Origin of the sequence: Roseateles terrae (assembly GCF_014192155.1) — a bacterium.
GTDB lineage: Bacteria > Pseudomonadota > Gammaproteobacteria > Burkholderiales > Burkholderiaceae_C > Roseateles > Roseateles terrae.
Genome location: NZ_JACHXO010000003.1, coordinates 547,097 through 572,385 on the forward strand (window position 1 = coordinate 547,097; position 25,289 = coordinate 572,385).

23 protein-coding genes are annotated in these 25,289 nt (G+C 66.9%); 15 read left to right on the top strand and 8 right to left on the bottom strand.

Annotation, left to right across the window (positions count from 1 at the left end; translation table 11 throughout):
- Window positions 1-225: 225 nt before the first annotated feature.
- The gene (gene queA / locus FHS28_RS11695) at window positions 226-1,266 is read right to left on the bottom strand and encodes a tRNA preQ1(34) S-adenosylmethionine ribosyltransferase-isomerase QueA (RefSeq protein ID WP_088452485.1); all 1,041 of its coding nucleotides are present in this window, start codon (window positions 1,264-1,266) and stop codon (window positions 226-228) included.
- Between the two features lie 118 nt (window positions 1,267-1,384).
- On the opposite strand from queA, the gene recG reads away from it, so the two are divergent.
- Window positions 1,385-3,571, top strand: coding sequence for an ATP-dependent DNA helicase RecG (gene recG / locus FHS28_RS11700; protein ID WP_088452483.1), 2,187 nt, complete (start codon window positions 1,385-1,387; stop codon window positions 3,569-3,571).
- Window positions 3,572-3,648: 77 nt separating this feature from the next.
- On the opposite strand, the gene panC is transcribed toward recG, so the two are convergent.
- Complete coding sequence (panC, locus tag FHS28_RS11705) at window positions 3,649-4,482, bottom strand: pantoate--beta-alanine ligase (protein WP_088452481.1); 834 nt, start codon at window positions 4,480-4,482, stop codon at window positions 3,649-3,651.
- Between the two features lie 4 nt (window positions 4,483-4,486).
- Window positions 4,487-5,293: a 3-methyl-2-oxobutanoate hydroxymethyltransferase gene (panB, locus tag FHS28_RS11710; protein ID WP_088452479.1), complete on the bottom strand. Its 807-nt coding sequence runs from the start codon at window positions 5,291-5,293 to the stop codon at window positions 4,487-4,489.
- An 85-nt stretch (window positions 5,294-5,378) separates the two neighbouring features.
- On the opposite strand from panB, the gene FHS28_RS11715 reads away from it, so the two are divergent.
- From FHS28_RS11715 to FHS28_RS11725, 3 genes are all read left to right on the top strand, one after another.
- Complete coding sequence (locus FHS28_RS11715) at window positions 5,379-6,299, top strand: hydrogen peroxide-inducible genes activator (protein ID WP_088452477.1); 921 nt, start codon at window positions 5,379-5,381, stop codon at window positions 6,297-6,299.
- 352 nt (window positions 6,300-6,651) lie between these two features.
- The gene (locus FHS28_RS11720) at window positions 6,652-8,145 is read left to right on the top strand and encodes a catalase (RefSeq protein WP_184294627.1); all 1,494 of its coding nucleotides are present in this window, start codon (window positions 6,652-6,654) and stop codon (window positions 8,143-8,145) included.
- A gap of 308 nt (window positions 8,146-8,453) precedes the next feature.
- The gene (locus tag FHS28_RS11725; RefSeq protein ID WP_088452475.1) at window positions 8,454-8,987 is read left to right on the top strand and encodes a Dps family protein; all 534 of its coding nucleotides are present in this window, start codon (window positions 8,454-8,456) and stop codon (window positions 8,985-8,987) included.
- Here the strand turns inward: FHS28_RS11725 and FHS28_RS11730 are convergent, their stop codons facing one another.
- Window positions 8,988-9,929, bottom strand: a complete 942-nt coding sequence (locus tag FHS28_RS11730) for a phosphate acetyltransferase (RefSeq protein ID WP_088452473.1) — start codon at window positions 9,927-9,929, stop codon at window positions 8,988-8,990.
- Between the two features lie 100 nt (window positions 9,930-10,029).
- On the opposite strand from FHS28_RS11730, the gene FHS28_RS11735 reads away from it, so the two are divergent.
- From FHS28_RS11735 to FHS28_RS11745, 3 genes are all read left to right on the top strand, one after another.
- The gene (locus tag FHS28_RS11735) at window positions 10,030-11,355 is read left to right on the top strand and encodes an acetate/propionate family kinase (protein ID WP_221193896.1); all 1,326 of its coding nucleotides are present in this window, start codon (window positions 10,030-10,032) and stop codon (window positions 11,353-11,355) included.
- 82 nt (window positions 11,356-11,437) lie between these two features.
- On the top strand, window positions 11,438-12,061 hold the full coding sequence (locus FHS28_RS11740; protein ID WP_088452471.1) for a type 1 glutamine amidotransferase family protein: 624 nt from the start codon (window positions 11,438-11,440) through the stop codon (window positions 12,059-12,061).
- Window positions 12,062-12,185: 124 nt separating this feature from the next.
- Window positions 12,186-13,826, top strand: coding sequence for a peptide chain release factor 3 (locus FHS28_RS11745; protein WP_088452469.1), 1,641 nt, complete (start codon window positions 12,186-12,188; stop codon window positions 13,824-13,826).
- 81 nt (window positions 13,827-13,907) lie between these two features.
- Here the strand turns inward: FHS28_RS11745 and FHS28_RS11750 are convergent, their stop codons facing one another.
- Complete coding sequence (locus tag FHS28_RS11750) at window positions 13,908-14,855, bottom strand: MBL fold metallo-hydrolase (protein WP_246409988.1); 948 nt, start codon at window positions 14,853-14,855, stop codon at window positions 13,908-13,910.
- 247 nt (window positions 14,856-15,102) lie between these two features.
- Between FHS28_RS11750 and FHS28_RS11755 the strand changes: the two genes are divergently transcribed.
- From FHS28_RS11755 to ubiA, 8 genes are all read left to right on the top strand, one after another.
- Window positions 15,103-15,876, top strand: a complete 774-nt coding sequence (locus FHS28_RS11755; RefSeq protein ID WP_088452465.1) for an ABC transporter ATP-binding protein — start codon at window positions 15,103-15,105, stop codon at window positions 15,874-15,876.
- Window positions 15,873-16,586 (top strand): ABC transporter ATP-binding protein, encoded by a 714-nt coding sequence (locus tag FHS28_RS11760; protein WP_088452463.1) that lies wholly within the window; start codon window positions 15,873-15,875, stop codon window positions 16,584-16,586. Before FHS28_RS11755 ends, FHS28_RS11760 begins: the two co-directional genes overlap by 4 nt.
- A gap of 50 nt (window positions 16,587-16,636) precedes the next feature.
- On the top strand, window positions 16,637-17,863 hold the full coding sequence (locus tag FHS28_RS11765) for an ABC transporter substrate-binding protein (RefSeq protein ID WP_088452461.1): 1,227 nt from the start codon (window positions 16,637-16,639) through the stop codon (window positions 17,861-17,863).
- Between the two features lie 24 nt (window positions 17,864-17,887).
- The gene (locus FHS28_RS11770; protein ID WP_088452459.1) at window positions 17,888-18,775 is read left to right on the top strand and encodes a branched-chain amino acid ABC transporter permease; all 888 of its coding nucleotides are present in this window, start codon (window positions 17,888-17,890) and stop codon (window positions 18,773-18,775) included.
- 34 nt (window positions 18,776-18,809) lie between these two features.
- Complete coding sequence (locus FHS28_RS11775; protein WP_088452457.1) at window positions 18,810-19,799, top strand: branched-chain amino acid ABC transporter permease; 990 nt, start codon at window positions 18,810-18,812, stop codon at window positions 19,797-19,799.
- A 118-nt stretch (window positions 19,800-19,917) separates the two neighbouring features.
- The gene (locus FHS28_RS11780; RefSeq protein ID WP_088452455.1) at window positions 19,918-20,259 is read left to right on the top strand and encodes a helix-turn-helix domain-containing protein; all 342 of its coding nucleotides are present in this window, start codon (window positions 19,918-19,920) and stop codon (window positions 20,257-20,259) included.
- 3 nt (window positions 20,260-20,262) lie between these two features.
- Window positions 20,263-21,597 (top strand): type II toxin-antitoxin system HipA family toxin, encoded by a 1,335-nt coding sequence (locus FHS28_RS11785; RefSeq protein ID WP_088452453.1) that lies wholly within the window; start codon window positions 20,263-20,265, stop codon window positions 21,595-21,597.
- A 34-nt stretch (window positions 21,598-21,631) separates the two neighbouring features.
- A complete protein-coding gene (gene ubiA / locus FHS28_RS11790; protein ID WP_088452451.1) occupies window positions 21,632-22,549 on the top strand; it encodes a 4-hydroxybenzoate octaprenyltransferase in 918 nt (305 codons plus the stop codon).
- A 98-nt stretch (window positions 22,550-22,647) separates the two neighbouring features.
- Here ubiA and FHS28_RS11795 read toward each other — a convergent pair whose 3' ends face one another.
- The 3 genes from FHS28_RS11795 to proC are packed head-to-tail and all read right to left on the bottom strand — an operon-like array spanning window position 22,648 to window position 25,277.
- Window positions 22,648-23,874: an HPP family protein gene (locus FHS28_RS11795; protein ID WP_088453089.1), complete on the bottom strand. Its 1,227-nt coding sequence runs from the start codon at window positions 23,872-23,874 to the stop codon at window positions 22,648-22,650.
- Window positions 23,875-23,879: 5 nt separating this feature from the next.
- The gene (locus FHS28_RS11800; protein WP_088452449.1) at window positions 23,880-24,437 is read right to left on the bottom strand and encodes a chorismate--pyruvate lyase family protein; all 558 of its coding nucleotides are present in this window, start codon (window positions 24,435-24,437) and stop codon (window positions 23,880-23,882) included.
- Window positions 24,438-24,449: 12 nt separating this feature from the next.
- A complete protein-coding gene (gene proC, locus FHS28_RS11805) occupies window positions 24,450-25,277 on the bottom strand; it encodes a pyrroline-5-carboxylate reductase (RefSeq protein WP_088452447.1) in 828 nt (275 codons plus the stop codon).
- Window positions 25,278-25,289 lie beyond the last annotated feature (12 nt).

Genomic DNA, 25,289 nt, shown 5'->3' on the forward strand with positions numbered 1-25,289 from the left:
CATTCTTCCAAAATGTGTGACTTTTTGCTCCCCGCGCACACGGGGGTCAGGCCTCGTCTTTGGTAACGATGAGGTAACGACCGTTGCTGCAAGGCCGATATTGGGGCGATGGGCGCACCAAACGAGATCTTGGGCACGATGTCGTCCGTGCGATGCACCGCTGCAGGGAAGCGACGAAGTGCAGCATGAAGGCCGGCGCTGAAGGTCGGCCCTCCTGGGCGGCTGTCAGGGGCGGCGGTCCAGCAACATCGCGTCGCCATAGCTGAAGAAGCGGTAGCGCTGCTCGATGGCATGCTGGTACAGCGCCATGATGGGCTCATAACCGGCCAGGGCCGAGACCAGCATCATGAGCGTGCTCTTGGGCAGGTGGAAGTTGGTGATGAGACGGTCCACCACGCGGAACTGGAAGCCCGGGGTGATGAAGATGTCGGTCTCGCGGGCCCCCGCGCGCAACGCACCGCCCACCGCCGCCGACTCCAGCGCGCGCAGGGTCGTGGTGCCGACCGCGGTCACGCGTCCGCCGGCTGCCTTGCAGCGCTCGATGGCCGCCACCGTCTCTTCAGGCACCTGGAACCACTCGCTGTGCATCTTGTGGTCGGCCAGTGAATCCACCCGCACCGGCTGGAAGGTGCCGGCGCCGACATGCAGGGTGACATGCGCCGTCTGGATGCCGCGTGCAGCGAGCCTCTCCAGCAGCGGCTCGTCAAAGTGAAGCGCAGCCGTCGGGGCGGCGACGGCACCCGGCTCGCGCGCAAAGACGGTCTGGTAGCGCCGGACGTCGTCGGCCGAGTCGTCGTGCGCGATGTACGGCGGCAGCGGGACGTGGCCGTGCTGCTCCAGCAGCTCGAAGGGGTCTCCGGACAGGCGCAGGTGAAAGAGGCCGTTGTCCGGACCGCAGCGGCCCAGCACTTCCGCATCAAATGCGTCGGCAAACCGCACCACCGCCCTCGGTTTCGGGCTCTTGCTGGCGCGCATGTGCGCCCAGACTTCCTGCGTTCCCGGCAGCACCCGCTCGATCAGCGCCTCCACCGCGCCGCCGCTGGCCTTGGCGCCATACAGCCGCGCCTTGATCACCCGGGTGTTGTTGAAGACCAGCAGGTCCTTGGGGTCGAGCAGCTCGGGCAGCTCGCGAAAGATGCGGTCCACGGGCGGCTGGGTGCGGCCATCGAGCAGGCGCGAGGCACTGCGCTCTGCCGCCGGATGCTGGGCGATGAGATCGTCGGGAAGCGCGAAATCGAAATCGCTGACGGTGAAGGTTCGGGACATGGAAGACGAGGGCCGGACAGACCCGTGCCGATCAGATGAGAAGGCCCGAATTCTCCCATCCGATGCTTTCCCGACGGGACGTCCTGGGTTCGCGAGATCACAGGCAGAATTCCGCTCCATGTCCGAGGTCCCTTCCACGTCGTCGAAAGCGCCGTCCAAAACGTCGTCCAAGGCGTCGTCCAAGGCGTCGTCCCAAGCACCGTCTTCGTCCAAGGCGGGAGACAAGCCGCCCGGCAAGGACGCGGGCGCCGCCGCCAAGTCCGCGCCGCAGAAGGCGATGGAGCGCATGGGGCTGACCCGCGACATCGACCTCGCGCTGCACCTGCCCCTGCGCTACGAAGACGAAACCCAGCTCACGCCGCTCGATGCTGCCCATGACGGCGACACCGTCCAGTGCGAAGGCGAGGTGATCGAATGCCGGATCGAGATCCGGGGCCGCCGCCAGCTGCTGGTGAAGCTGCGCGACGACCATGGCGGCCAGGTGCAGCTGCGCTTCCTGCATTTCTATCCCGCCCATCAGAAGACGATGGCGGTGGGCACCCGCATCCGCGCCCGCGGCGAGATCCGCGTCGGGTTCTTCGGGCGGCAAATGGTGCATCCCAGCTTCCGCAAGGTGGACGCGCAAACGCCGCTGGCCACTTCGCTGACGCCGGTCTACCCCACCAGCGCGCAGCTGCCGCAGGCCTATCTGCGCAAGGCGGTGGCCTCGGCCCTCAAACGCGCGCCGCTGGACGAAGTGCTGCCCCCGGGCATCGTCCCCGCCGGGCTGCCTTCGCTGCGTGAGACGCTGCAGTTCCTGCACCATCCACCCCCTTCCGCCGGTCTGTCGACGCTGGAAGATCACACCCATCCCGCCTGGCAGCGGCTGAAATTCGAGGAATTGCTCGCCCAGCAACTGAGCCAGCAGCAGGCACAGCGCGAACGCGCCCATCTGCGCGCACCCGTGCTGCGCGGCGCCAAGGGCGGCCTGCATGAGCGCCTGCTCGGTGCCCTGCCCTTCGCCCTGACCGGCGCCCAGCAACGGGTGACCGAAGAGATCGCCGCCGACCTCGCCCTGCCCCAACCGATGCACCGCCTGCTGCAGGGCGATGTGGGCTCCGGCAAGACGGTGGTGGCCGCCATTGCCGCCGCCGTGGCCATGGATGCAGGCTGGCAGTGCGCGCTGATGGCGCCGACCGAGATCCTGGCCGAGCAGCATTTCCGAAAGCTGATCGGCTGGCTGGAACCGCTGGGGGTGCAGGTGGCCTGGATCACCGGCAGCGTGAAGGGCAAGGCCCGGCAGAAGATGCTGGACGCCGCCGCGTCAGGCGAAGCGAAGCTGGTGGTCGGCACCCATGCGGTGATCGAGGACAAGGTGAGCTTCGCCCGATTGGGCCTGGCGATCATCGACGAACAGCATCGTTTCGGAGTGGCCCAGCGGCTGGCGCTGCGCAAGAAGCTGGCCGACAGCATCGTGGAAGACGACCCCGGTGCAGTGCCGATGGAGCCGCACCTGCTGATGATGAGCGCCACGCCCATCCCGCGCACGCTGGCCATGACCTACTTCGCGGACCTGGCCGTCTCCACCATCGACGAGCTGCCCCCCGGTCGCAGCCCGATCGTCACCCGCGTCTTCGCCGATGGCCGCCGGGACGATGTGATCGAGAAGATCGCGGCGGCGGTGCAGGACGGGCGGCAGGTGTACTGGGTCTGCCCGCTGATCGAGGAATCAGAAGCGCTGGACCTGAAGAACGCGACCGAAACCCATGAGGAACTGAGCGCTGCCCTGCCCGGCCAGAAGGTCGGCCTGCTGCACGGCCGCATGCCGCCGGCGGAAAAGGCCGCCGTGATGGCCCTGTTCAGCAGCGGCGAGATGAGCGTGCTGGTCGCCACCACCGTGATCGAAGTGGGCGTGGACGTGCCCAATGCCAGCCTGATGGTGATTGAACATGCCGAGCGCTTCGGCCTGTCCCAGCTGCATCAGCTGCGAGGTCGCGTTGGACGCGGCTCGGTGGCCAGCGTGTGCGTGCTGCTCTATACCGGGCCGCTGTCGGACACCGGCAAATCCCGACTGCGCGCCATGGCGGAGACCACCGACGGCTTCGAGATCGCCCGGCGGGACCTGGACATCCGCGGGCCGGGCGAATTCATGGGCGCGCGCCAGAGCGGCGCGCAGTTGCTGCGCTTTGCCGACCTGGAAGAGGATGCGCCGCTGCTCAGCGCGGCACGGTCACTCGCGCCCCGGCTCCTGGACCAGCATCCCCAGGCCGCGCTGCGCCAGGTGGAGCGCTGGCTGGGACACAAGACGGAATACCTCAAGGCTTGAGGGGGAGACGCTCCGCCCGCGGACGCACGCGCAGGCGCAGTCGCAGATGCAGCTCCAAGGCCGGCGTGTGGCGTCCCTCAGCCTTCCAGGTTGTCGATCAGCCGGGTCTGGCCCAGCTTGGCCGCGCCCAGTGCCACCAAGGGCTGTCCCTCCTGCGGCGCGCCGAGGTCATGCTGGCGCCGCAGGGTCATGTAGTCCGGCTGCCAGCCCGCATCGCGCATCGTCTGCAGGGCCTGCGCTTCGAGGCGCGCAACGTCCCGCTCGCCGTCGTGCCAGGCCTTGAGCAGGCCCCGCAGCGTCTGCGACAGCAGCAGCGCCCGCTGCTTTTCATCGTCGCTGAGGTAGCCGTTGCGGCTGGACAGCGCCAGGCCGGTCTCACTGCGCCGCGTCTCGCCGGCCAGGATGCGAATGGGCAGCGCCATCTGGTCCACCATGCGGCGCAGGACCATCAGCTGCTGATAGTCCTTCTTCCCGAACACCGCCACATCCGGCTGGACGATGTTGAAGAGCTTGTGCACCACCGTGCACACGCCGACAAAGAAGCCGGGCCGGAAATGCCCTTCCAGGATGTCGGCCAGCTCGGTCGGCGGATGCACCTTGTAGCCTTGCGGCTCGGGGTACATCGTCTTCTCGTCCGGCGCGAAAACGAAGTCGCAGCCCACACCGGCCAGCAGTTCCGCGTCGCGCTGCAGGGTGCGGGGATAGCGGTCGAAGTCCTCATGCGGCGCAAACTGCAGCCGGTTGACGAACACCGACGCCACGATGCGGCCCTCCGGGCCCACCGCTTCCCGCGCCTGCGTCACCAGGGCCAGATGGCCGTCATGCAGATTGCCCATGGTGGGCACGAAAGCGACGGGCGCATCACCGCGCAGCGCGGCGCGCAGACCGGGAATGTCGTGATGGATCTGCATGGCTTCAGTAGGTGTGTTCAGGGGCGGGGAAGGCGCCGGACTTGACGTCCGCCACATACTGTCCCACCGCGTCCTGGATGGACGACGCGCCCTGCATGAAATTGCGGACAAACCGCGGACGGCGGCCCGGCGTGACGTCCAGCATGTCGTGCAGCACCAGCACCTGGCCCGAGCATTCGGCACCGGCGCCGATGCCGATCACTGGAATGCCCAGGCTGCGGGTGAGCTCACCCGCCAGCGCCGCCGGCACCATTTCAAGCACCAGCATCTGCGCCCCGGCCTGCACCAGCTCGCGGGCATGGGCCTTGAGCTGGGCGGCGCCCTGCTCGTCACGGCCCTGCACCTTGAAGCCGCTCAGTGCCGTCACCGTCTGCGGCGTCAGCCCCAGGTGCGCGCACACCGGAATGCCGCGCTCGGTCAGGAAGCGCACCGTCTCGGTGGTCCAGCCGCCGCCTTCCAGCTTCACCATGTGCGCACCGGCCTGGGCCAGCTGCATGGCGCTGTGCCAGGCGTCCTGCGGGGACGTGTGATAGGTGCCGAAGGGCAGGTCCGCCACGATCCAGGCGTGCCGGCGCGCCCGCGCCACACACCGGGTGTGATAGACCATCTCCTCCAGGCGCACCGGCACCGTGGTCTCCTGCCCCTGCAGGACGTTGCCCAGCGAATCGCCGATGAGCAGTGCGTCCACGCCAGCCGTGTCCAGCAGGTGGGCAAAGGCCGCGTCATAGCAGGTGAGCATGGCGATCTTGTCGCCTGCGGCATGCATGTCCAGCAGTCGCTGGAGCGTGATGGGTTTTCTGTCTGTCGTCATGCGTCTCCCCGGGTGTTGTCCCATGGGTGGGGCGGCAGTGTACCGGGCGCGCCCAGGATGCCCGCTTTCTGAGGACAATGGCGACATGACCCTGACCGAACTGCGCTACATCGTTGCTGTCGCCCGCGAACGCCATTTCGGGCGCGCCGCCGAGGCGTGCTTTGTCTCCCAGCCCACCTTGTCCGTGGCGATCAAGAAGCTGGAGGAGGAGCTGGACGTCAAGATTTTCGAACGCGGCGCCAATGAGGTGACCATGACCCCGCTGGGCGAGGACATCGTCCGGCAGGCCCAGTCGGTGATCGAGCAGGCCAGTGCCATCAAGGACATCGCCAAGCGCGGCAAGGATCCACTGGACGGGCCGTTGCGCCTGGGCATCATCTACACCATCGGGCCCTATCTGCTGCCGGAGCTGGTGAAGCACTGCATCGAGGTCTATCCGCGCATGCCGCTGATGCTGCAGGAGAACTTCACCACCAAGCTGCTGGACATGCTGCGTACCGGGGAGCTGGACTGCGCCATCATGGCCGAGCCCTTCCCCGACGCCGGTCTGGCCGTGGCGCCGTTGTATGACGAGCCTTTCGTGGTGGCCGTGCCCGCCACCCATCCGCTGGCGAAGCGGGAGCGCATCTCCGCCGAGGAACTCAAGGCGGAAACCATGTTGCTGCTGGGCAACGGCCACTGCTTCCGGGATCACGTGCTGGAAGTCTGCCCGGAGTTCGCCCGCTTCTCCACCGACGCCGAAGGCATCCGCAAGAGCTTCGAGGGCAGTTCCCTGGAGACCATCAAGCACATGGTGGCCTCCGGCATGGGCGTGACCGTCGTGCCGGCCCTGAGCGTGCCGGCCCAGGTGCCCGACCATCTGCGCTACGTCCCCTTCGAGGCCCCCGCCCCGACCCGGCGGGTCGTGCTGGCCTGGCGCAGGACCTTCACCCGTTATGAGGCAGTGGCGGCGCTGCGCAATGCGGTCTATGCCTGCAAGCTGGATCGGGTGACCTTGCTGTCCTGACAGCGCGGCAAGCCGTCTCCATGGCGGCGCCGCCCTGACATCCCGGCGCCTCGCCGCTGCCCCATGCGCCACCGTCGGCGCCCCCGGCGGCTGCGGCTGCCGCTGCCCCCTGCCGCTGCACGGTGCCTGGCCCCCCATCGGGAGATCGCGGGGACCTCCTTTCGACACCCCGCTGCTCTGCCGTTTGGGGAATCGATTTTCTCTATCGCCGCACTTAAGCTATTTGCGTTGATCTATCGGCTGGCGGTTTTTACAGTTCTCCTCACGTCGCGTCGCGACACCGAATTCGAGGTCCGCCACCGCCCTGCCCCGGGCATGGCCCGGATCCCAACGCTTCTGAGGAGTAGCTGCAATGAGTGGCCCCACGACCCGTCCCGCCCATCCCGCCCAGTGCCCGGTGATGACCACCACCGCCGGCGCCCCGATCGCCGACAACCAGAATTCCCTGACCGCCGGCCCCCGCGGCCCGGTACTGATGCAGGACTACCAGCTGATCGAAAAGCTGGCCCATCAGAACCGTGAACGTATCCCCGAGCGCGTGGTGCATGCCAAGGGCTGGGGCGCCTTCGGCACCCTGACCGTCACCCACGACATCAGCCGCTTCACCCGTGCCAAGCTGTTCGGCGAGGTCGGCAAGAGCACGCCGATGCTGGCCCGCTTCTCCACCGTCGCCGGTGAACTGGGCGCCGCCGATGCGGAACGGGATGTGCGCGGCTTTGCGCTGAAGTTCTATACCGAAGAAGGCAACTGGGACCTGGTCGGCAACAACACGCCGGTGTTCTTCATCCGTGATCCGCTGAAGTTCCCGGACTTCATCCGCACCCAGAAGCGCCATCCGGTCAGCCACCTGCGTTCGGCCACCGCTGCCTGGGACTTCTGGAGCCTGTCGCCGGAAAGCCTGCATCAGGTCACCATCCTGATGAGTGATCGCGGCATTCCGGTCAGCCCGCGCTTCATGAATGGCTACGGCTCCCACACCTACAGCTTCTGGAACCGGGACGGTGAGCGCTTCTGGGTGAAGTTCCACTTCAAGACCCGGCAGGGCCACCGCACCATGAGCAATGCGGATGCTGCCAAGGTGATCGGCGAGACGCGGGAGAGCTATCAGGAAGACCTGTTCGGCTCGATCGAGGCCGGCGAGTACCCGCGCTGGACGATGTTTGTGCAGGTCATGCCGGAACTGGACGCCGACAAGACGCCCTACAACCCCTTCGACCTCACCAAGGTGTGGCCGCACCAGGATTACCCGCTGATTGAAGTGGGGGTGCTGGAGCTGAACCGCAATGCGGACAACTACTTCGAAGAAATCGAGCAGGCCGCCTTCTCGCCCAGCAACATCGTGCCCGGCATCGGCTTCAGCCCGGACCGCGTGCTGCAGGCCCGCATCTTCAGCTATGCCGACGCCCACCGCTATCGCCTGGGCACGCATTACGAAGCGCTGCCGGTGAATGCGCCGAAGTGCCCGGTCCATCACTATCACAAGGATGGGTCGATGAAGTTCTTCCGCACGCCCACCGGCAATGCCAACGCCTATTACGAGCCCAACAGCTTCGGCGGCGCCACCCAGGACCCGTCGGTGGCCGAGCCGCCGCTGCGGCTGCAGGGCGATGCGGACCGTTTCAACCACCGCGAAGGCAATGACGACTACGGACAGCCGGGCGCTCTGTTCCGCATCCTCGGGGCCGAGCAGCAGCAACGCCTGGGACGCAATATTGCCTCGTCGATGAAAGGCGTGCCGGCGTTCATCATCGACCGCCAGCTGGCCCACTTCGACAAGGCAGACCCCGACTACGGCCGCGTGGTGCGATCTGCCCTGAGCGAGCTGGACATCGAGTTCACCGCCTGAGCCACCGGCCGGGCTTGCGCCGGCCGTTTCGGCATCTTTTTCATCCACCACGCCGGGCGCCACGCGCCCCCGTCAACAGGAGAGCCTCATGAACCTCAAACCCGGACGTCACATTCTCGGACTGGTCATCGTCGCCGCGGGGGCCGCGCTCAACGCCCAGATGCTGGTGGACTGGATGCGCCACGGCACGGTGTGAGCTTCATGCGCTGGCGCAACATCGGCGACACCCGCTTCAGGTAGGCTAATCTCCCTGCCCGGGTGACCGCCGGTGGTCCCCCGATCTTCACCGACATTCCAGAGGAGTCCGCATGGCCAAGAAGTCCCCCGCCGCCCCCGCCAATGCCAACGTCAATGCCAAGGGTCAGCCCTCCATCAACATCGGTATCAGCGACAAGGATCGCGCCGCCATCGCCCAGGGCCTGTCCAAGCTGCTGGCCGACACCTACACGCTGTACCTGACCACCCACAATTTCCACTGGAACGTCACCGGCCCGATGTTCAATTCGCTGCATGCGATGTTCATGGCCCAGTACACCGAGCTGTGGAATGCGGTGGACCCGATCGCCGAGCGCATACGCTCGCTGGGTCATGCCGCACCCGGTTCCTACGCCCAGTTCGCCGCGCTCAGCTCGCTGCCGGACGCGCCCGCCACGCCGCCCAAGGCGCTGGAGATGGTGCGCATCCTGGTGGAAGGCCATGAGGGTGCGGCCCGCACCGCCCGTTCGCTGTTTCCGCTGGTGGACAAGGCCAGCGACGAGCCCAGCGCCGACCTGTTGACCCAGCGCCTGACGGTGCACGAGCAGACCGCCTGGATGCTGCGCAGCCTGCTGGAAGACCGCTGATCAGCCCACAGCCTTGATGCGGCCCTCGCGACGGGCGGCCACCAGCATCGAGGCCAGGGCGCAAGACGCCAGCCGGGCAGCCTGCGAATCGGCCCGGCTGGTGAGGATGATGGGCACCTTGGCGCCCAGCACCACCCCGGCCGCATAGGCATGGGCCAGAAAGCTCAGGCTCTTGGCCAGCATGTTGCCGGCGTCCAGGTCGGGCACGATCAGCACATTGGCCTGCCCCGCCACCGGCGAGACGATCCCCTTGATGCGCGCCGCTTCCGGGTCGATGGCGTTGTCCATCGCCAGCGGACCATCCAGCACCGCGCCGGTGATCTGACCCCGGTCCGCCATCTTGCACAGCGCCGCCGCCTCCAGGGTGGACGGCACCTTCGGATTCACCGTCTCCATCGATGACAGCAGCGCCACCCGCACCTCGGGCAGCCGCAGCGCATGGGCCAGGTCGATGGCGTTCTGGACGATGTCCACCTTCTCTTCCAGCGTCGGGACGATGTTGATGGCTGCATCCGAGATGATCAGCGGCTGCGCATGCCCGGGCACATCCATCACAAAGCAGTGGCTGACCCGGCGGGCGGTCCGCAAGCCGTTTTCGCGGCGCACCACGGCGCTCATCAGTTCGTCGGTGTGCAGGCTGCCCTTCATCAAGGCATCGACCTGACCCCGCAGCGCCAGTTCGACCGCGAGATCGGCGGCGGCATGGCTGTGCGGCACATCGTGCTGTTCGTAAGGGGAGAGGTCCACGCCCGCCTGCGCTGCCGCCTCGGCCATCTTGGCCACCGGGCCGACGAGCACCGGCTGAATCAGGCCTTGGGCCGCCGCGTCCACCGCCGCGAGCATGGCAACGTCGCTGCAGGGATGCACCACCGCCACCCGCAGCGGCGGATATTGACGAACCGCATCAAGCAGGCGGTCATAGTGAGGATGGGCAGACGGCATGGATCGACTCCTGGGCTGGTCCGAGGCATCCTACAGTCGGTGCAACGGCCCGGCAGGACGGTTTGATCAGGAACCGGTGACCGGCCTCTGTGGAGCAGGCATGGATCCTCGGTTGGAAGGTGAGTTCATCGCGGTGGTGAATGCGGGATCGTCGAGCGTGAAGCTGTCGATGTTCTCGCTGCATGCGCGGGAGGAACAGCAGGCGCGGGCGGCCCAAGGCCCTGCGCAGGGGCCCGCCGGGCAGGAGCGACGGCCCACGGCGCAAGCGCTGCCGCTGCCGTTGCCGCTGCGTCTGGAGCTGCACGCCCAGGTGGAAGGCCTGGGCACGGCGCCGCATTTCGAGGCCCGTCATGCGGACGGCAGTCCGGCCGGCCGTCGGGACTGGCCGGTGCGCTCCCTGCCCCACGACCAGGCCATCGACCATCTGGTGGCCTTTGTGGCGGAGGAGTTCCCACAGATCGAGATGCTGGGCATCGGGCACCGGGTCGTGCATGGCGGCACCGCCTATGCGCAGCCGGTGGTGGTGACGCCCGAGGTGCTCGCCCACCTGGACACGCTGGTGCCCCTCGCCCCGCTGCATCAGCCGCACAACCTGGCCCCCATTCGCCGCGCGCTGACCGCCTGGCCGCATCTGCCGCAGGTGGCCTGCTTCGACACGGCCTTCCACAGCACCCAGCCGGCCGTGGCCCAGCCGTACGCCCTGCCCCACGCGCTGTTCGATGCTGGCGTACGGCGTTACGGCTTTCATGGCTTGAGCTACGAATACCTGTCCACCCAGTTGCCCGCCGTCTCGCCACGCCTGGCACAGGGACGCGTCGTGGCGCTGCACCTGGGCAACGGCGTCAGCGCCTGCGCGCTGCGGGCGGGCCGCAGCATCGGCAGCAGCATGGGCTTCACCGCCGTGGAAGGCCTGCCGATGGGCACCCGCAGCGGCTCGGTCGACCCGGGTGTGCTGCTGTACCTGATGGATCAGCAGGGCATGGATGCCCGGGCCCTGGAGCGGCTGCTGTACCAGCAGTCGGGCCTGCTCGGGATGTCCGGCGTCTCCAGCGACATGCGGGCCCTGCTGGCCAGCGAGGCCCCGCGGGCCCGCTGGGCGGTGGATGTCTTCGTGCACCGGATCGTCCGGGAGATCGGCGCGCTGGCCGCCGACCTCGGCGGGCTCGACGGGCTCCTCTTCACCGCTGGCATCGGGGAGCATGCGGCGCTGATCCGCCAGCGGGTGATGGAGGGCTGTGCCTGGCTGGGCGTGCAGCCGGACCTGGCGGCCAACGAAACGCCACCCGGGCATTCATCGGCCGCCTGGCGCCTGACCGCCACGGGCAGTCCTTGCGAGGCCTGGGTCATCCCCACCGATGAGGAACGGATGGTCGCCCGTCACACCTACGCCCTGCTCACCGGCGACGGGAAGGCGGGGCCGCCCTGACGGAATCCGGCTGACCGCGGCGGGCGTCCCGAAGTTTCCGCTTGGGGCTGGCGCCCGGCAGCGCTACAGTCGGCGCAGCATCATGCATATCGCCATCCTCTCCTTTGACGGATTCAATGAGCTCGACTGCTTCGTGCCGCTGAGCCTGCTCAACCGTCTCAAGCCGATGGGCTGGTCCGCCGAGCTGTGCGGTCCGGGCAGTATGGTGACGTCCATGAACGGGGTGAATGTGCAGCTGCAACGTCCCCTGGAATGGGCCAATGAAGCGGATGCAGTCTGGTTCGGCGCGGGGCTTTACACCCGGGCCATCGCGGAGAACTCCGCGCTACTGGACCGCCTGCAGCTGGATCCCACCCGTCAACACTTCGCGGCCCACGGTGCCGGAGCGCTGCTGCCGGCGCGCCTGGGCGTGCTGGGTGAAGTTCCCGCCTGTACCGACGGCACCGCCCGCCCCTGGCTGGTGGAGGCCGGCGTGCGGGTGCTGAGTGAGCCGTTTTATGCCCGCGGGCCGGTGGCCACCGCCGGGGGTGGGCTGGCGTCGCTGTATCTGTCCGCCTGGCTGGTCTGGCAGAAAGCCGGGGAAGCCGCTGCCCGGGAGATGCTGGGCCATGCGGCGCCTGTCGGCCAGAAACCGGACTATGTCGACGGCCTGATGGCGGTGGTGAAACCCTTCATGGCGGTCGCTTCGCCCCCCGGTCCGCCTTGACCGGCAGCCATCGCCCATAATTGCGGGTTCGCCACTTCGGCAACCCCCTTCGGCCCCTCGCGGCCTTCAGCGCGCCTGACCGGGACTTTTTCCCCGGGCCCGGGTGCGAGCTCTCCTTCGCGCCATGTCTACCGACCAACCCAGCCGAATCCAGTCCGAAGTGCGCCGCCGTCGCACTTTTGCCATCATTTCCCACCCTGACGCGGGTAAAACCACCCTGACCGAGAAGCTGCTGCTGTTCTCGGGCGCCATTCAGATCGCCGGATCGGTGAAGGCCCGCAAGGCCTCGCGCCATGCGACCTCCGACTGGATGGAAATCGAAAAGCAGCGCGGCATTTCCGTGGCGTCCTCGGTGATGCAGATGGAATACCGCGACTGCGTCATCAACCTGCTCGACACCCCGGGCCACCAGGACTTCTCCGAAGACACCTATCGGGTGCTGACGGCGGTGGATGCGGCGCTGATGGTGATCGACGCGGCCAACGGCGTGGAGCCGCAGACGCGGCGCCTGCTGCAGGTCTGCCGGGCGCGCAACACGCCCATCCTGACCTTCGTCAACAAGATGGACCGGGAAGTCCAGGAGCCGCTGGCGCTGATGGACGAGATCGAGCGCGAGTTGGGCATGACGGTGGTGCCGTTCACCTGGCCGGTGGGCATGGGCAAGCATTTCCACGGCGTGATGGACCTGCGCCAGAAGCGCATGCGGGTGTTCTCGCCCGGTGAAGACCGGGTGGCCGGCGACGAGGAAGTGCTGGATGGCCTGGACAACCCGGCCTATGCCGAGCGCTTCGGCATGCAGTACGACAACGCCCAGGGCGAGATCGAACTGGTGAACGAAGCCGCGCCGACCTTCGACCTGGACGAATTCCTCAGCGGCCGCCAGACGCCGATGTTCTTCGGCTCTGCGGTGAACAACTTCGGCGTGCAGGAAGTGCTGGATGCGCTGGTGGAACTGGCCCCGCCGCCGGCCGAACGGGCCGCCATGCAGCGTGTGGTGCAGCCGGAAGAGCCGAAGTTCACCGGCGTGGTGTTCAAGATCCAGGCCAACATGGATCCGGCACACCGGGACCGGATCGCCTTCCTGCGGGTGGCCTCCGGCCACTTCGAGCGCGGCATGCGCCTGAAGGTGGTGCGCTCCGGCAAGGAGCTGCGGCCCAACACGGTGGTGAGTTTCCTGAGCCAGCGTCGTGAGCTGCTGGATGAGGCCTTTGCCGGCGACATCATCGGCATTCCCAACCACGGGGTGCTGCAGCTGGGGGACACCATCACCGAAGGCGAGGCCCTGCAGTACACCGGCCTGCCCTTCTTCGCGCCGGAAATGTTCCGATCCGTGGAAGTGGCGGATCCGCTCAAGACCAAGCAGTTGCGGGAAGGTCTGCGGCAGCTGGGCGAAGAAGGGGCGATCCAGGTGTTCCGACCGGAAGCCGGCAGCGTGCTGCTGCTGGGCGCGGTGGGTCAGCTGCAGTTCGAAGTGGTCGCCCACCGGCTGGAGCATGAGTACAACGTCAAGGCCCGCATCATGGCGGCACGCTACAACGTGGCGCGCTGGGTGACCTGCGACGAGGCGGACGGTGGGGAGAAGGAGCTGCGCCGCTTCATCGACCACAACGCCCATCGTGTGGCCTGGGACGCGGTGAACGCGCCGACGGTGCTGCTGGAATATGCCGGCGAGCTGCGCGCCATGCAGGAGAACTGGCCCAAGATCAAGTTCCACGCGCTGCGGGAGCATGCGGGGCTGGTGTTCCAGCGGCAGATGGACGCTTGAGTCGAGCGGGGACGGCCACCACCGGTTGAGCGCCGATGGCCGTCCCCTTCAGGCCCTTGGGCCCTTGGGCCCGCAAAACGATCAGGGCTTGATGCTGTAGTTCACCGGCACCCAGACGTAGCCCTTGCCCTCGGACCGCAGATGGCCGATGCCCGGGAAGGACACGTGCGCCACGGCGACGTAGTAGCCCTTCTTGGCAGCATCGGCGAAGGCCTTCTCACGCTGCGGAACGGCACGCTTGGAGTCGCTGTCGAAGTTGATGGCCACCGAAGGCGTCGGGAACTGGACCGCCGCCACGTGCATCAGGTCGCCCCAGACCGCGAGCTGCTGGCCCTTGCTCTCCACCATGTAGACGGTGTGACCCGGCGTATGGCCCGGAGCCGGCACGGCACGGATGCCCGCCATCAGCTCGGTCGCGCCGTCAAACGGCTTCACGCGACCCGCGTCCTGATAGGGTTTGAGTGCCGCGATCACGCCGGGGAAGAAGCCGCGATGGCCTTCCGGTTCCTTCGCAGCGTTGGCTTCATTCAGCCAGTGATCGGCATCATGCTGGTCCATGCGAACCACCGCATTCGGGAAGACCGGCTTGCCGTCCTGCGTCAGGCCACCCGCATGGTCCGGATGCAGGTGGGTGATGTAGATCTCATCGACCTGCTCGGGCTGGTAGCCCGCCGCCTTCAGGTTGGCCAGCAACCGGCCCGCCGTCGGGCCGAAGAGGCCGGCCGCGCCGGTGTCGATCAGCACCAGCTTGGTGCCGGTGTTGATCAGATAGCCGTTCACCGAGGTCTCGACCGGCGGCTTCAGGTAGTTCTTTTCCAGCGCCTTCACCACGGTGCCAGGCTTGGCCTTGTCCATCAGCTGGTCGACCGGCAGGTCCAGCGTGCCGTCGTTCAGCGCGGTGATCTCGAAGTCCCCGAGCATCATCCGGTAATAGCCGGGCGCCTGGGTCTTGATCTGCGGGGCTGCGGCCTGCACGCCCGCGGCGGCCAGTGCCAGGGCCAGACCCAGGGTGGCAAAGCGATGGTTCATACGACTCATGAGGACTCTCCTTTTCAAGCGTGAATGCACGCGGAAAACTCAGTGGGTCGCGAGCATATCCAGAGTGCATTCAATCTGCCTTCGGCCAGAGAGAAGACCTTCTCCTTGGGGGGAAGTGAGGGTTAGCCCTTGCGCAATGCTACGTAAAGGGTTTTACGCTCGCCGCAGCGGCGGGCCGCGCCCTAAATTCCACACTCCACTACAGAGGCTCCGGACACCGGCGCCCACCCTTGCGCCGATGAGCACACTCATCCTGGAGACACGCAAACTGACCAAGGAGTTCAAGGGCTTTACCGCCGTGGACGCCGTGGACCTGCAGGTGCAGCGCGGGCACATCCATGCCCTGATCGGCCCCAATGGCGCCGGCAAGACCACCTGCTTCAACCTGCTGACCAAGTTCCTGATTCCCACCCGCGGGCAGATTCTCTTCAACGGCATCGACATCACCGGCGAGAAGCCGGCGCAGATCGCCCGGCGCGGTGTCATCCGCTCGTTCCAGATTTCCGCCGTCTTCCCCCACCTGACCGTGCTGGAGAACGTGCGCATCGGACTGCAGCGCTTCACCGGCACCAGCTACCACTTCTGGCGCGGCCTCACCGCCCTGCGCGCCCTCGACGACCGGGCCCTGGCCCTGCTGGAGCTGGTGGACCTGCGCGACGCCGCCGCCCTGCGCGCCGCCGACCTGCCCTACGGCCGCAAGCGCGCCCTGGAAATTGCCACCACGATGGCCATGGAGCCCGAGCTGATGTTGCTGGACGAACCCACCCAGGGCATGGGCCACGAAGACGTGGACCGGGTCACCGCGCTGATCAAGCGCGTGGCCGAGGGCCGCACGGTGCTGATGGTGGAACACAACATGAAGGTCATCAGCAGCATCGCGGATCGCATCACCGTGCTGGCCCGCGGCGCGGTGCTGGCCGAAGGCGACTACGCCACCGTCTCCCGCCATCCCGCCGTGCTGGAGGCCTACATGGGCACGGACAGCGCCGAGCTGCAGGGAGCACACGGATGAGCGTTCCCGCCCTCGAAATCCAGGGCCTGCAAGCCTGGTACGGCGAAAGCCACATCCTGCACGGCGTGGACCTGTCGGTCCCCCAGGGCCAGGTGTTGACGCTGCTGGGCCGCAACGGCGCGGGCCGCACCACCACCTTGCGCGCCATCATGGGCCTGACGGACCGCCGCAGCGGCTCGATCAAGGTTCATGGCCGGGAATGCGTCCACCTCTCCACCCACCGCGTGGCGCGGCTGGGCCTGGGCTACTGCCCGGAAGAGCGCGGCATCTTCGCGTCGCTCAGCACCGAAGAGAACCTGCGGCTGCCGCCGCCGCTGAAGGGCGGGCGCGGCAAGCGCATGAGCGAGGACGAGATCTACGCCATGTTCCCCAACCTGGCGGAGCGGCGTCACAGTCCGGGCACCCGACTCTCCGGCGGCGAGCAGCAGATGCTGGCGGTGGCCCGCATCCTGCGCACCGGCGCGGACATCCTGCTGCTCGACGAAATCTCCGAGGGCCTGGCCCCGGTCATCGTCCAGGCCCTGGGCCGGATGATCCGCGCGCTCAAGGCGCAGGGTTTCACCATCGTCATGGTGGAACAGAACTTCCGGTTCGCCGCGCCACTGGCGGACCATTTTGTGGTGATGGAGCACGGGCAGGTCGTTGAGTCCTTTCCCGCGGTGGAGCTGGAGGCCAAGCGTGCCCTGCTCGACCAGTTGCTGAGTGTGTGATTCCCCCCCAAACAGGCCCCTTCCAGAAGGCCGCGAACCAGGAGACCAGCATGCAAGTCCCAACCCGTTCCTCCTCCTCCCTCAAACCTCTGGCGGCTGCCCTGCTGCTGGCGGGCGGGGCCGGTGGCGCGAGCGCACAGATCTCGGGGGATGTCGTGAAGATCGGCATCATCACCGACATGTCCAGCGTCTATGCGGACATCGACGGCGCCGGTGGCGTCGAAGCGGTGAAGATGGCGATTGCCGATGCCAAGGGCATGGTCGCCGGCAAGAAGATCGAATTCGTCTTTGCCGATCACCAGAACAAGGCGGACGTGGCGGCCTCCAAGGCGCGGGAATGGTTCGACACCCAAGGCCTGGACCTGCTGATCGGCGGCACCAATTCGGGCACCAGCCTGGCCATGGCCAAGGTGGCGGCGGAGAAGAAGAAGCCGTTCATCTCCATCGGTGCCGGCACCTCGCGGCTCACCAATGAGGAATGCACGCCCTTCACCATCCACTACGCCTACGACACGGTGGCCCTGGCCAACGGCACCGGCGCCGCGGTGACCAAATCCGGCGGCAAGACCTGGTTCTTCCTGACGGCCGACTACGCCTTCGGCACCTCGCTGCAGGCGGACACATCGGCGGTGGTCACCAAGTCGGGTGGCCAGGTGCTGGGCAGCGTCAAGCATCCGCTCAACGCCAGCGATTTCTCCTCCTTCCTGCTGCAGGCGCAGACCTCCAAAGCGCAGATCCTGGGCCTGGCCAATGCGGGCGGCGACACCATCAACGCCGTGAAGGCCGCCAACGAGTTCGGCATCACCAAGACGATGAAGCTGGCCGGCCTGCTGATGTTCATCAACGACGTGCACTCGCTGGGTCTGAAGACCACCGAAGGCATGTACCTGACCGACAGCTGGTACTGGAACCAGAGCCCGGAAGCGCGCACCTGGAGCCGTCGCTTCTTCGAGAAGATGAAGCGCATGCCCTCCTCGCTGCAGGCGGCGGACTACTCCGCCACGATGCACTACCTGAAGGCGGTGGAAGCGGCCAAGACCGACGACGGCGAGAAGGTCATCGCCCAGATGAAGGCCACGCCGATCAACGACTTCTACACCAAGGGCAGCATCCGCAAGGAGGACGGCCGCGCGGTGCACGACATGTTCCTGCTACAGGTGAAGTCGGCCAAGGAGTCGACCGAGCCCTGGGACTACTTCAAGGTGGTGACCCGCATCCCGGGTGAAGAGGCCTTCACCAAGCTGGCCGATTCGAAGTGCCCGCTGGTGAAGAAATAAGCTCTACCGCTCACAGGTCTGCGCATGACTGACATTTTTGGAGTGCCCCTGCCCGCCTTGCTGGGCCAGTTGCTGCTCGGGCTTGTGAACGGCTCGTTCTATGCGATGTTGTCGCTGGGACTGGCCGTGATCTTCGGCATGCTCAACATCATCAACTTCGCCCATGGCGCGCTCTACATGATGGGCGCGTTCCTGGCGTGGATGGGGCTGGAGTACTTCGGCATCAACTACTGGGTGATGCTGGTGCTCTCGCCGCTGGTGGTGGGGGTGTTCGGGCTGGTGATCGAGCGGCTGCTGCTGAAGTGGCTCTACAAGCTCGATCACCTCTACGGCCTGCTGCTGACCTTCGGCATCACGCTGGTGATCGAAGGCATCTTCCGCTCGTTCTACGGCGTGGGCGGTCAGCCCTATTCCGTGCCCGACGCGCTGGCCGGCGCCACCAATCTGGGCTTCATGATCCTGCCCAACTACCGGGCATGGGTGGTGGTGGCGTCGCTGGTGGTGTGCCTGGGCGTGTGGGCCCTGATCGAAAAGACCTCGCTGGGCGCCACCCTGCGGGCCGGCACCGAGAACCCGCGGCTGGTGCAGGCCTTCGGCGTGAACGTGCCGCGGCTGGTCACCCTGACCTACGCCGGTGGCGTGGCGCTGGCGGCCTTTGCCGGCGTGCTCGCGGCACCCATCCTGCAGGTGAATGCGCTGATGGGGTCCAACCTCATCATCGTCGTGTTCGCGGTGGTCGTGATCGGGGGCATGGGCTCCATCCTCGGTTCCATCCTTACGGGCCTGGGGCTGGGCATCGTGGAGGGGCTGACCAAGGTGTTCTATCCGGAAGCCTCCAACACGGTGGTGTTCGTGATCATGGCGCTGGTGCTGCTGGTGCGGCCGGCCGGCCTGTTCGGCAAAGAGAAGTAAACCCAATCAGGACGCGGCGGGTCACGCGACAGTCATGGACAAAAAGACAACGGGTTATGCGGTGTTGCTGGTGGCGGTGGGCTTGCTGCCGCTGCTGGGGGTGTATCCGATCTTCGCGATGAAGGTCATGTGCTATGCCCTCTTTGCCTGTGCCTTCAACCTGCTCATCGGATTCACCGGACTACTGAGCTTCGGGCATGCGGCGTTTCTGGGCACGGCGGCCTATGCGGCCGGTCATGCGATGAAGGTGTGGGGCTTCCCGCCGCTGGTGGGCATTCTGTTTGGCACCGGCATGGCGGCGGTGGCGGGGCTGGTGTTCGGGCTGCTGGCCATCCGGCGCTCGGGCATCTACTTCTCGATGATCACGCTGGCGCTGGCGCAGATGCTGTTCTTCTTCTTCCTGCAGGCGTCGTTCACCGGCGGGGAGGACGGCTTGCAATCGGTGCCGCGTGGCACGCTGCTAGGGGTGAATCTGGAGAACGACACCACGCTGTTCTACCTGGTGCTGCTGATCTTCGCGCTGGCCTTCTGGCTGATCTACCGCACGGTGCATTCGCCGTTCGGGCAGGTGCTGACGTCGATCCGGGAGAACGAGGCGCGGGCGATCTCGCTAGGGTACGACACCGACCGATTCAAGCTGCTGGCCTTTGTGCTGTCGGCGGCGCTGGCCGGGCTGGCGGGCGCCACGAAGACGCTGGTGCTGGGCTTCGCCACGCTGACGGATGCGCTCTGGACGACCTCCGGTCTGGTGATCCTGATGACGCTGGTGGGCGGCATGGGCACGATGGTGGGCCCCATCATCGGGGCGCTGCTGATCATCGCGCTGGAGAACAAGATCGGCGACCTGGGCCAGTGGCTGGCGGGCCTGACCGGCATCCAGTGGTTTGCGGGGCTGGGCGAATCGGTGAGCTTGGTGACCGGATTGATCTTCATCCTGTGCGTGCTGCTATTCCGCCGCGGCCTGGTGGGCGAGGCCGGCGCGCTGTGGGAACGGATGCGCCGACCGGCTGGAAATGCTCGTTAAATCGATCCTTAAGGGGGTTAAGGATCGATTTTTGGTGCTTTGTTATTGAAGAAGACGCGGCGGCTCGAAATGCTCGTAATATCGAGCCTTAACCTACTTAAGGCTCGATATTACGAGCATGAAAACGCTTCAAACCGCCGCGACACCCGAGCACCTGCTACGGCAGGCGGAGCAACTGGGCAGCTTGCTGTCGCGCCTTCGCAAAGCGCGCCAAGTACGCCAACTGGATGCAGCGACTCGCGCTGGCGTATCGAGAAACACTGCGTATCGAATTGAGCGTGGTGAACCCGGCATCGCGCTGGGACAAATCCTGCGCTACCTGGATGCAATCGCACCCGGCGCTACCCTCACCGACCTTTTGACCGAAAGGGACCCATCGCTCACTCAATGGCAGGCGCGCAAGGAGGGACAACGAGTTCGGGGTCTCACCAAGTCCGAACTTGAAGATCTCAACTTCTGAACCATGGCGACGAGCGACACACCGCTGACGGTTTTTGCCCACATCAACGGGGGGTGGGCACCTTGCGGCCAACTGCGGCTCACGGAGCGGGATAACACGCCCGTCGCCTCAGACTTCGCGTACGGATTGAACTACCTCAAGCGGCCGGATGCGGTCGAAGTCGATCCGGTGAGTCTCTCCATCGCAAATCGCAGTCAGGTGAGCGGGCAGCGACTGCGTCCTGTCAACAATCTTGAACTCTTCGGAGGCATTCGGGACGCAGCACCTGACGCTTGGGGTAGGCGCGTCATCGAGGCGAAACTGAAAGTCCCGGCCAACACGCTTCCGGAATCACAATATCTGCTTCATGCCGGCAGCGAACGAGTCGGTGCGCTCGACATCCGGCGTTCGCTGCAGGACAGCCCAGCTCCGGGCCGAACTGATTGGCACAGCCTCCAGCACTTGATGGAAGCCGCTGAGCGAATTGAGGCTGGATTGCCCGTTCCAGCCCACCTCGACACGATCTTCCTGGCTGGAACCTCACTGGGTGGCGCACGCCCCAAGGCTTCCGTACGTGATGATGACGGCGTGTTGTGGCTCGCCAAGTTTTCGAGTGCGCAAGACCGCGTCGACGTACCCGCCATCGAAAGCGCATCGCTGCAGCTCGCACGAGTGGCTTCCCTGACCGTTCCCGACGTTCGCACGACGTGGGTCGGCGACAGGCGCGTCATGCTGATCAAGCGTTTCGACCGGATCTGGCATCCCTGCACGTCCGTGATGTCGCCCCACAGCAGCGCCGAGACGCCTGCATCGACCGAACATCGATTGCCGTTCAACAGTGGACTGACACTGCTCGGATGCGACGAGTCGGAGTCGCGCACGAAGGGCTACGGCGACCTGGCGGACGCCATTCGCCGGCACGTTCACACCGATTGCGTCCGTGACAACAATGCGGAGCTGTTCAAACGCATGGTGTTCAACATCCTGGTCAGCAATGATGACGACCACCTTCGCAATCACGGCTTTCTCTGGGACCCGACCTTCAAAGGCTGGTGTCTGAGCCCGCTGTATGACGTGATGCCCCGCGCCAGTCTGGCTTCCGAACGCTTCTTGCACCTCTCCATTGGTCCCCAGGGACGTCTGGCCACGCTAGACAACGCACTTGCCGCCGGCGCCCGGTTCTCGTTGCCAGAGCGTGAGGCGCTTCAAGCCATCGACCAAGTCTGGCGCGTTGTCCGCCAATGGCGCATGTACTTCGACGAGTTTGGCGTCCAGGAACAAGACATGGAGCGGATCGCGCCCGCCTTCCGGCACATCGACGACATCTCCTCCACAGAGCTTCGCCGCAAGCTCCCTTGATCGCTGCATGCCCCACAAGCACGACAATGTCGTTATGAATTCCGCCGCCCCCACACAGGACCAGCCGTCCCGGCTCTCGCTCTACCTGAACCTGATCCGCTGGGACCGGCCAGCGGGTACCTATCTGCTGCTGTGGCCCACGCTGGCGGCGCTATGGATGGCGGCGGACGGCTGGCCGGGCTGGCATCTGCTGCTGGTCTACGTGCTGGGCACCTTCCTCATGCGCAGCGCGGGATGCGCCGTCAATGACGTGGCCGACCGGGACTTCGACAAACACGTCAAGCGCACCGCCCAGCGCCCCGTCACCAGCGGCCAGATCTCGGTGCGGCAGGCGCTGACGCTTGGGGCCGTCCTGTCGCTCATCGCCTTCGGCCTGGTGCTCACCACGAATGCGCCCACCATCCTGCTGTCCTTCGCCGCGCTGGCCGTGACCATCCTCTACCCGTTCACCAAACGATGGGTGTCCATGCCGCAGGCCGTGCTGGGCGTGGCCTTCTCCTTCGGCATTCCGATGGCGTTTTCCGCGGTGCTCGGCGGCCGGGAATGGTCGCTGGAGGCGGTCCGGGCCTGCGTGCCGCTGCCCGCCTGGGGCTTGCTGGTGGCCAACCTCTTCTGGGTGCTGGCCTACGACACCGAATACGCCATGGTCGACCGCGACGACGACATCCGCATCGGCATCAAGACCTCCGCCCTCACCCTGGGACGCTTTGACGTCATCGGCGTGATGAGCTTCTATGTGATCTTCCTGGCGCTCTGGACCACCCTGGGCCTGCAACTGGGCATGGGCCACTGGTTCCTCGCCGGCATGGGCGTGGCCGCCGCGCAGGTGGTGTGGCATTACCGTCTCATCAAGGACCGGACCCGGGACGGCTGCTTCCGCGCCTTCCGTGAGAACCACTGGGTCGGCTTCGCCATCTTCGCGGGCACGGTGCTGGATCTGGCGCTGCGCTGATCGGGACCGAAGCCGGACCTCCCGTCCGGCGACCATGCCAAGCCAGGAGAGCGGCAGTCAGTCCCCATTGCCGTGGGGGCATGACGGCCGCCAGGCGCTTAGAGCGCCTCCATCCGCGCGAGCGCCGCCACCAGGTCCGACTGAGTCAGGATGCCGACCAGACGCGCTTCGGGACCCACCACCGGGATGTGATGGTGGCCGGTCGCTGCGAACAGCGGCACGAGTTCCGCCAGCGGCCGGTCGGCGCTCACCACCCGCACCTGCCGGGTCATGATCTGCCCCACCACTTCAGGCTTGCTGCTGTGGGTCAGCGGGCTGGCCTGCAGCAGCCGGCGCAGACGGGTCGGCCAGTCCTCGTGCAACTCCAGGGACGCCTCGCGCATGAAGTCATGCAGCGTCACGATGCCGACGACACGACGCGCCCGGTCGATCACCGGCAGCGCCTTGATGCGGTGCTCCCGCAGCATCGACCAGGCCTCCTGCAGCGGCGTGCCCCACTCGACCACCTGGAGCTGGGTGGACATCACGTCTTTACAACGCAACGTGGTGATGCGGCGCCGGGTGGCCAGCAGCCCCGCCTCGTTGAGGATGTCGCGCAGATCGTCACGCGGGACGTCCAGCACCTGGTTGTAGCGGGCGAGGACGGCGTCCAGGTCGGCTTCGCGGAAGAGGTCCTGGGGAGAGGACGCCGAGGCGCTTGAGGCGGCAGCGCTGCTGGCGGAGGCCGCAGCGCCCGCACCCGACGGGGTCGCTCCCTGCGGATGCGGATACCGCCGCCCGGTGAGGCTGTTGTAGGCCATGCCGGCGGCCACCATCAGGCAGGAGTTGAGCAGCACCGGCTCCGCGGCGAAGGACCAGTCCTTCACCCCCACCAGCACCATGAGCAAGGCCGCTGCGCCGCCGGGAGGATGCAGGCAGCGCAGCAGGAACATCAGGCCGATGGCCAGGGCCACGGCCACCGCCGCTGCCACTTCCAGCCACGCCCCCAGCCAGTGGACGCACGCAATGCCCACCAGGGCCGACGCGGTATTGCCGGCCACGACCGCCCAGGGCTGCGCCAGCGGGCTGGCGGGCACGCCGAAGACCAGCACCGCGCTGGCCCCGAGCGGTGCCACCAGCCAGGGCAATCCGGCCCCATGGGGCATCAGCCATTCGCTTAGCCCCGCCGTGACCAGCAGCCCGAGGCAGGCACCCAGCACCACCCGCAGCCGCTCCCGTCCATCGACCCGCAGCGGCGCCGGACGCAGGGCCTGCGCCCATTGGCGCAGCGCAGCCCAGGACCCACGCGAGGGCGGAGAGGGAGGTGTGGGCGAGGAAGAAGTCATGGCCATCAGCGACGCCGCCGCTTGAGCCGCAAGGACCCCGGCGACCGCTCCGCCACTTCGGGCAGGAAAAGCTCCATCACTCGCAACTTCATGCCGTGACGGGTGAAGACGGAATTGCGCGACCACAGCATCTGGCCCGGCGCGGGCGTGCCGACCGCCTCGGCCCACTGCCGTGCCATCTGACGCCGGGTGTGCCCATGGCGGGCCAGGCGGCGTGGCTGCAGTTCACTGCGGTGAATGCGGGGATCCTCGTACAGCAGATGGCCCAGCGGACGCGCCCCCAGGCCCTTCACCGCTTTCCACGGTCCGGCCAGTGCGCTGGCGTGGACGGCGGACCGAGCCCAGACCAGCGGGCGTCCATCCACCCGCAGCAGCACTTCCCGCACCACCGTGCAACCGCGCCGCGGCAGGTCCAGGGCCGCACGCTCGGCCGCGCGCAACGGCGCGACCTCCTGGCGCAGCACCTGCACCTCGTAACGTTGGCCGGTGGCCGCGAGGCGTTTGCTCAACGAGCCCGGTGCACGCAGCCAGGCGCGCAGGCCCCAACGGTCGGCGATGCCCATGCCGGTCGCGGTTCAGCGGGATCCGGACGCACGTCCGAATTCATCCCCGAGTTCCTGTGCCCGGTGATGGGCCGCCGCGACGGCATGCCGCACGGCTTCGCCGACGCCTTCCGCATCCAGACGGCTGATCGCCGCATGGGTGGTGCCGCCCTTGGACGTGACCTTGGCCCGCAACTGGGCAGGAGATTCATCCGATTGCTGCGCCAGCGCTGCCGCCCCGGCACAGGTGGCCAGCGCCAGTTCGCGCGCCTGGGCTTCGTCCAGGCCCAGCGCCTGACCGGCGGCGATCATGTGTTCGATGAGATAGAAGAAATACGCCGGGCCGGAGCCGGAGAGCGCGGTGACGGTGTCCAGGTCCGATTCCTGACGGACCCAGACCGTGCGGCCGGTGGGTCGCAGCAAGGCGTCCACCACCGCCCGGTCTGCTTCGGACACACCCGTGCCCGCGAACAGCCCGGTGATGCCCGCGCCGATGAGCGCCGGCGTGTTGGGCATGCCGCGCACGACGCGTGCACCGCCGGTGGCGGCGGCGATGGCATCGGTCCGCAGACCCGCCATCACCGACAGCTGCAGCGCCTGCCCGATGAAGGGCGCCACCGGGGCAGCGGCCTCCTGGAACAGTTGCGGCTTGACGGCCCAGACCACGGTCGCCGCGCGGCTCAGTGAGGCATCGGCTTCGGCCAGGGCCGCCACGCCGAACTCGTCTTGCAGACGGTCACGCTGGGCGGCCATCGGCTCCACCACCAGCAGGTCTTCGGCCGGATGGCCCGCGCGGCGCAGGCCGCCGAGGATGGCGCTGGCCATGTTGCCACCACCGATGAATGCGATGCAGGAGCTCATGGCTGCCAGTGT

Bases quoted from the DNA above. Each gene is read 5' to 3' on its own strand.
- FHS28_RS11740 (WP_088452471.1), top strand. From the start codon at position 11,438: ATGCATATCGCCATCCTCTCCTTTGACGGATTCAATGAGCTCGACTGC.
- FHS28_RS11780 (WP_088452455.1), top strand. From the start codon at position 19,918: ATGAAAACGCTTCAAACCGCCGCGACACCCGAGCACCTGCTACGGCAG.
- FHS28_RS11755 (WP_088452465.1), top strand. From the start codon at position 15,103: ATGAGCACACTCATCCTGGAGACACGCAAACTGACCAAGGAGTTCAAG.
- FHS28_RS11730 (WP_088452473.1), bottom strand. From the start codon at position 9,929: ATGCCGTCTGCCCATCCTCACTATGACCGCCTGCTTGATGCGGTTCGT.
- FHS28_RS11800 (WP_088452449.1), bottom strand. From the start codon at position 24,437: ATGGGCATCGCCGACCGTTGGGGCCTGCGCGCCTGGCTGCGTGCACCG.
- FHS28_RS11745 (WP_088452469.1), top strand. From the start codon at position 12,186: ATGTCTACCGACCAACCCAGCCGAATCCAGTCCGAAGTGCGCCGCCGT.
- FHS28_RS11725 (WP_088452475.1), top strand. From the start codon at position 8,454: ATGGCCAAGAAGTCCCCCGCCGCCCCCGCCAATGCCAACGTCAATGCC.
- recG (WP_088452483.1), top strand. From the start codon at position 1,385: ATGTCCGAGGTCCCTTCCACGTCGTCGAAAGCGCCGTCCAAAACGTCG.
- FHS28_RS11735 (WP_221193896.1), top strand. From the start codon at position 10,030: ATGGATCCTCGGTTGGAAGGTGAGTTCATCGCGGTGGTGAATGCGGGA.
- ubiA (WP_088452451.1), top strand. From the start codon at position 21,632: ATGAATTCCGCCGCCCCCACACAGGACCAGCCGTCCCGGCTCTCGCTC.
- proC (WP_088452447.1), bottom strand. From the start codon at position 25,277: ATGAGCTCCTGCATCGCATTCATCGGTGGTGGCAACATGGCCAGCGCC.
- queA (WP_088452485.1), bottom strand. From the start codon at position 1,266: ATGTCCCGAACCTTCACCGTCAGCGATTTCGATTTCGCGCTTCCCGAC.
- FHS28_RS11785 (WP_088452453.1), top strand. From the start codon at position 20,263: ATGGCGACGAGCGACACACCGCTGACGGTTTTTGCCCACATCAACGGG.
- FHS28_RS11765 (WP_088452461.1), top strand. From the start codon at position 16,637: ATGCAAGTCCCAACCCGTTCCTCCTCCTCCCTCAAACCTCTGGCGGCT.
- panB (WP_088452479.1), bottom strand. From the start codon at position 5,293: ATGACGACAGACAGAAAACCCATCACGCTCCAGCGACTGCTGGACATG.
- FHS28_RS11795 (WP_088453089.1), bottom strand. From the start codon at position 23,874: ATGACTTCTTCCTCGCCCACACCTCCCTCTCCGCCCTCGCGTGGGTCC.
- FHS28_RS11720 (WP_184294627.1), top strand. From the start codon at position 6,652: ATGAGTGGCCCCACGACCCGTCCCGCCCATCCCGCCCAGTGCCCGGTG.
- FHS28_RS11775 (WP_088452457.1), top strand. From the start codon at position 18,810: ATGGACAAAAAGACAACGGGTTATGCGGTGTTGCTGGTGGCGGTGGGC.
- FHS28_RS11750 (WP_246409988.1), bottom strand. From the start codon at position 14,855: ATGAACCATCGCTTTGCCACCCTGGGTCTGGCCCTGGCACTGGCCGCC.
- FHS28_RS11760 (WP_088452463.1), top strand. From the start codon at position 15,873: ATGAGCGTTCCCGCCCTCGAAATCCAGGGCCTGCAAGCCTGGTACGGC.
- FHS28_RS11715 (WP_088452477.1), top strand. From the start codon at position 5,379: ATGACCCTGACCGAACTGCGCTACATCGTTGCTGTCGCCCGCGAACGC.
- panC (WP_088452481.1), bottom strand. From the start codon at position 4,482: ATGCAGATCCATCACGACATTCCCGGTCTGCGCGCCGCGCTGCGCGGT.
- FHS28_RS11770 (WP_088452459.1), top strand. From the start codon at position 17,888: ATGACTGACATTTTTGGAGTGCCCCTGCCCGCCTTGCTGGGCCAGTTG.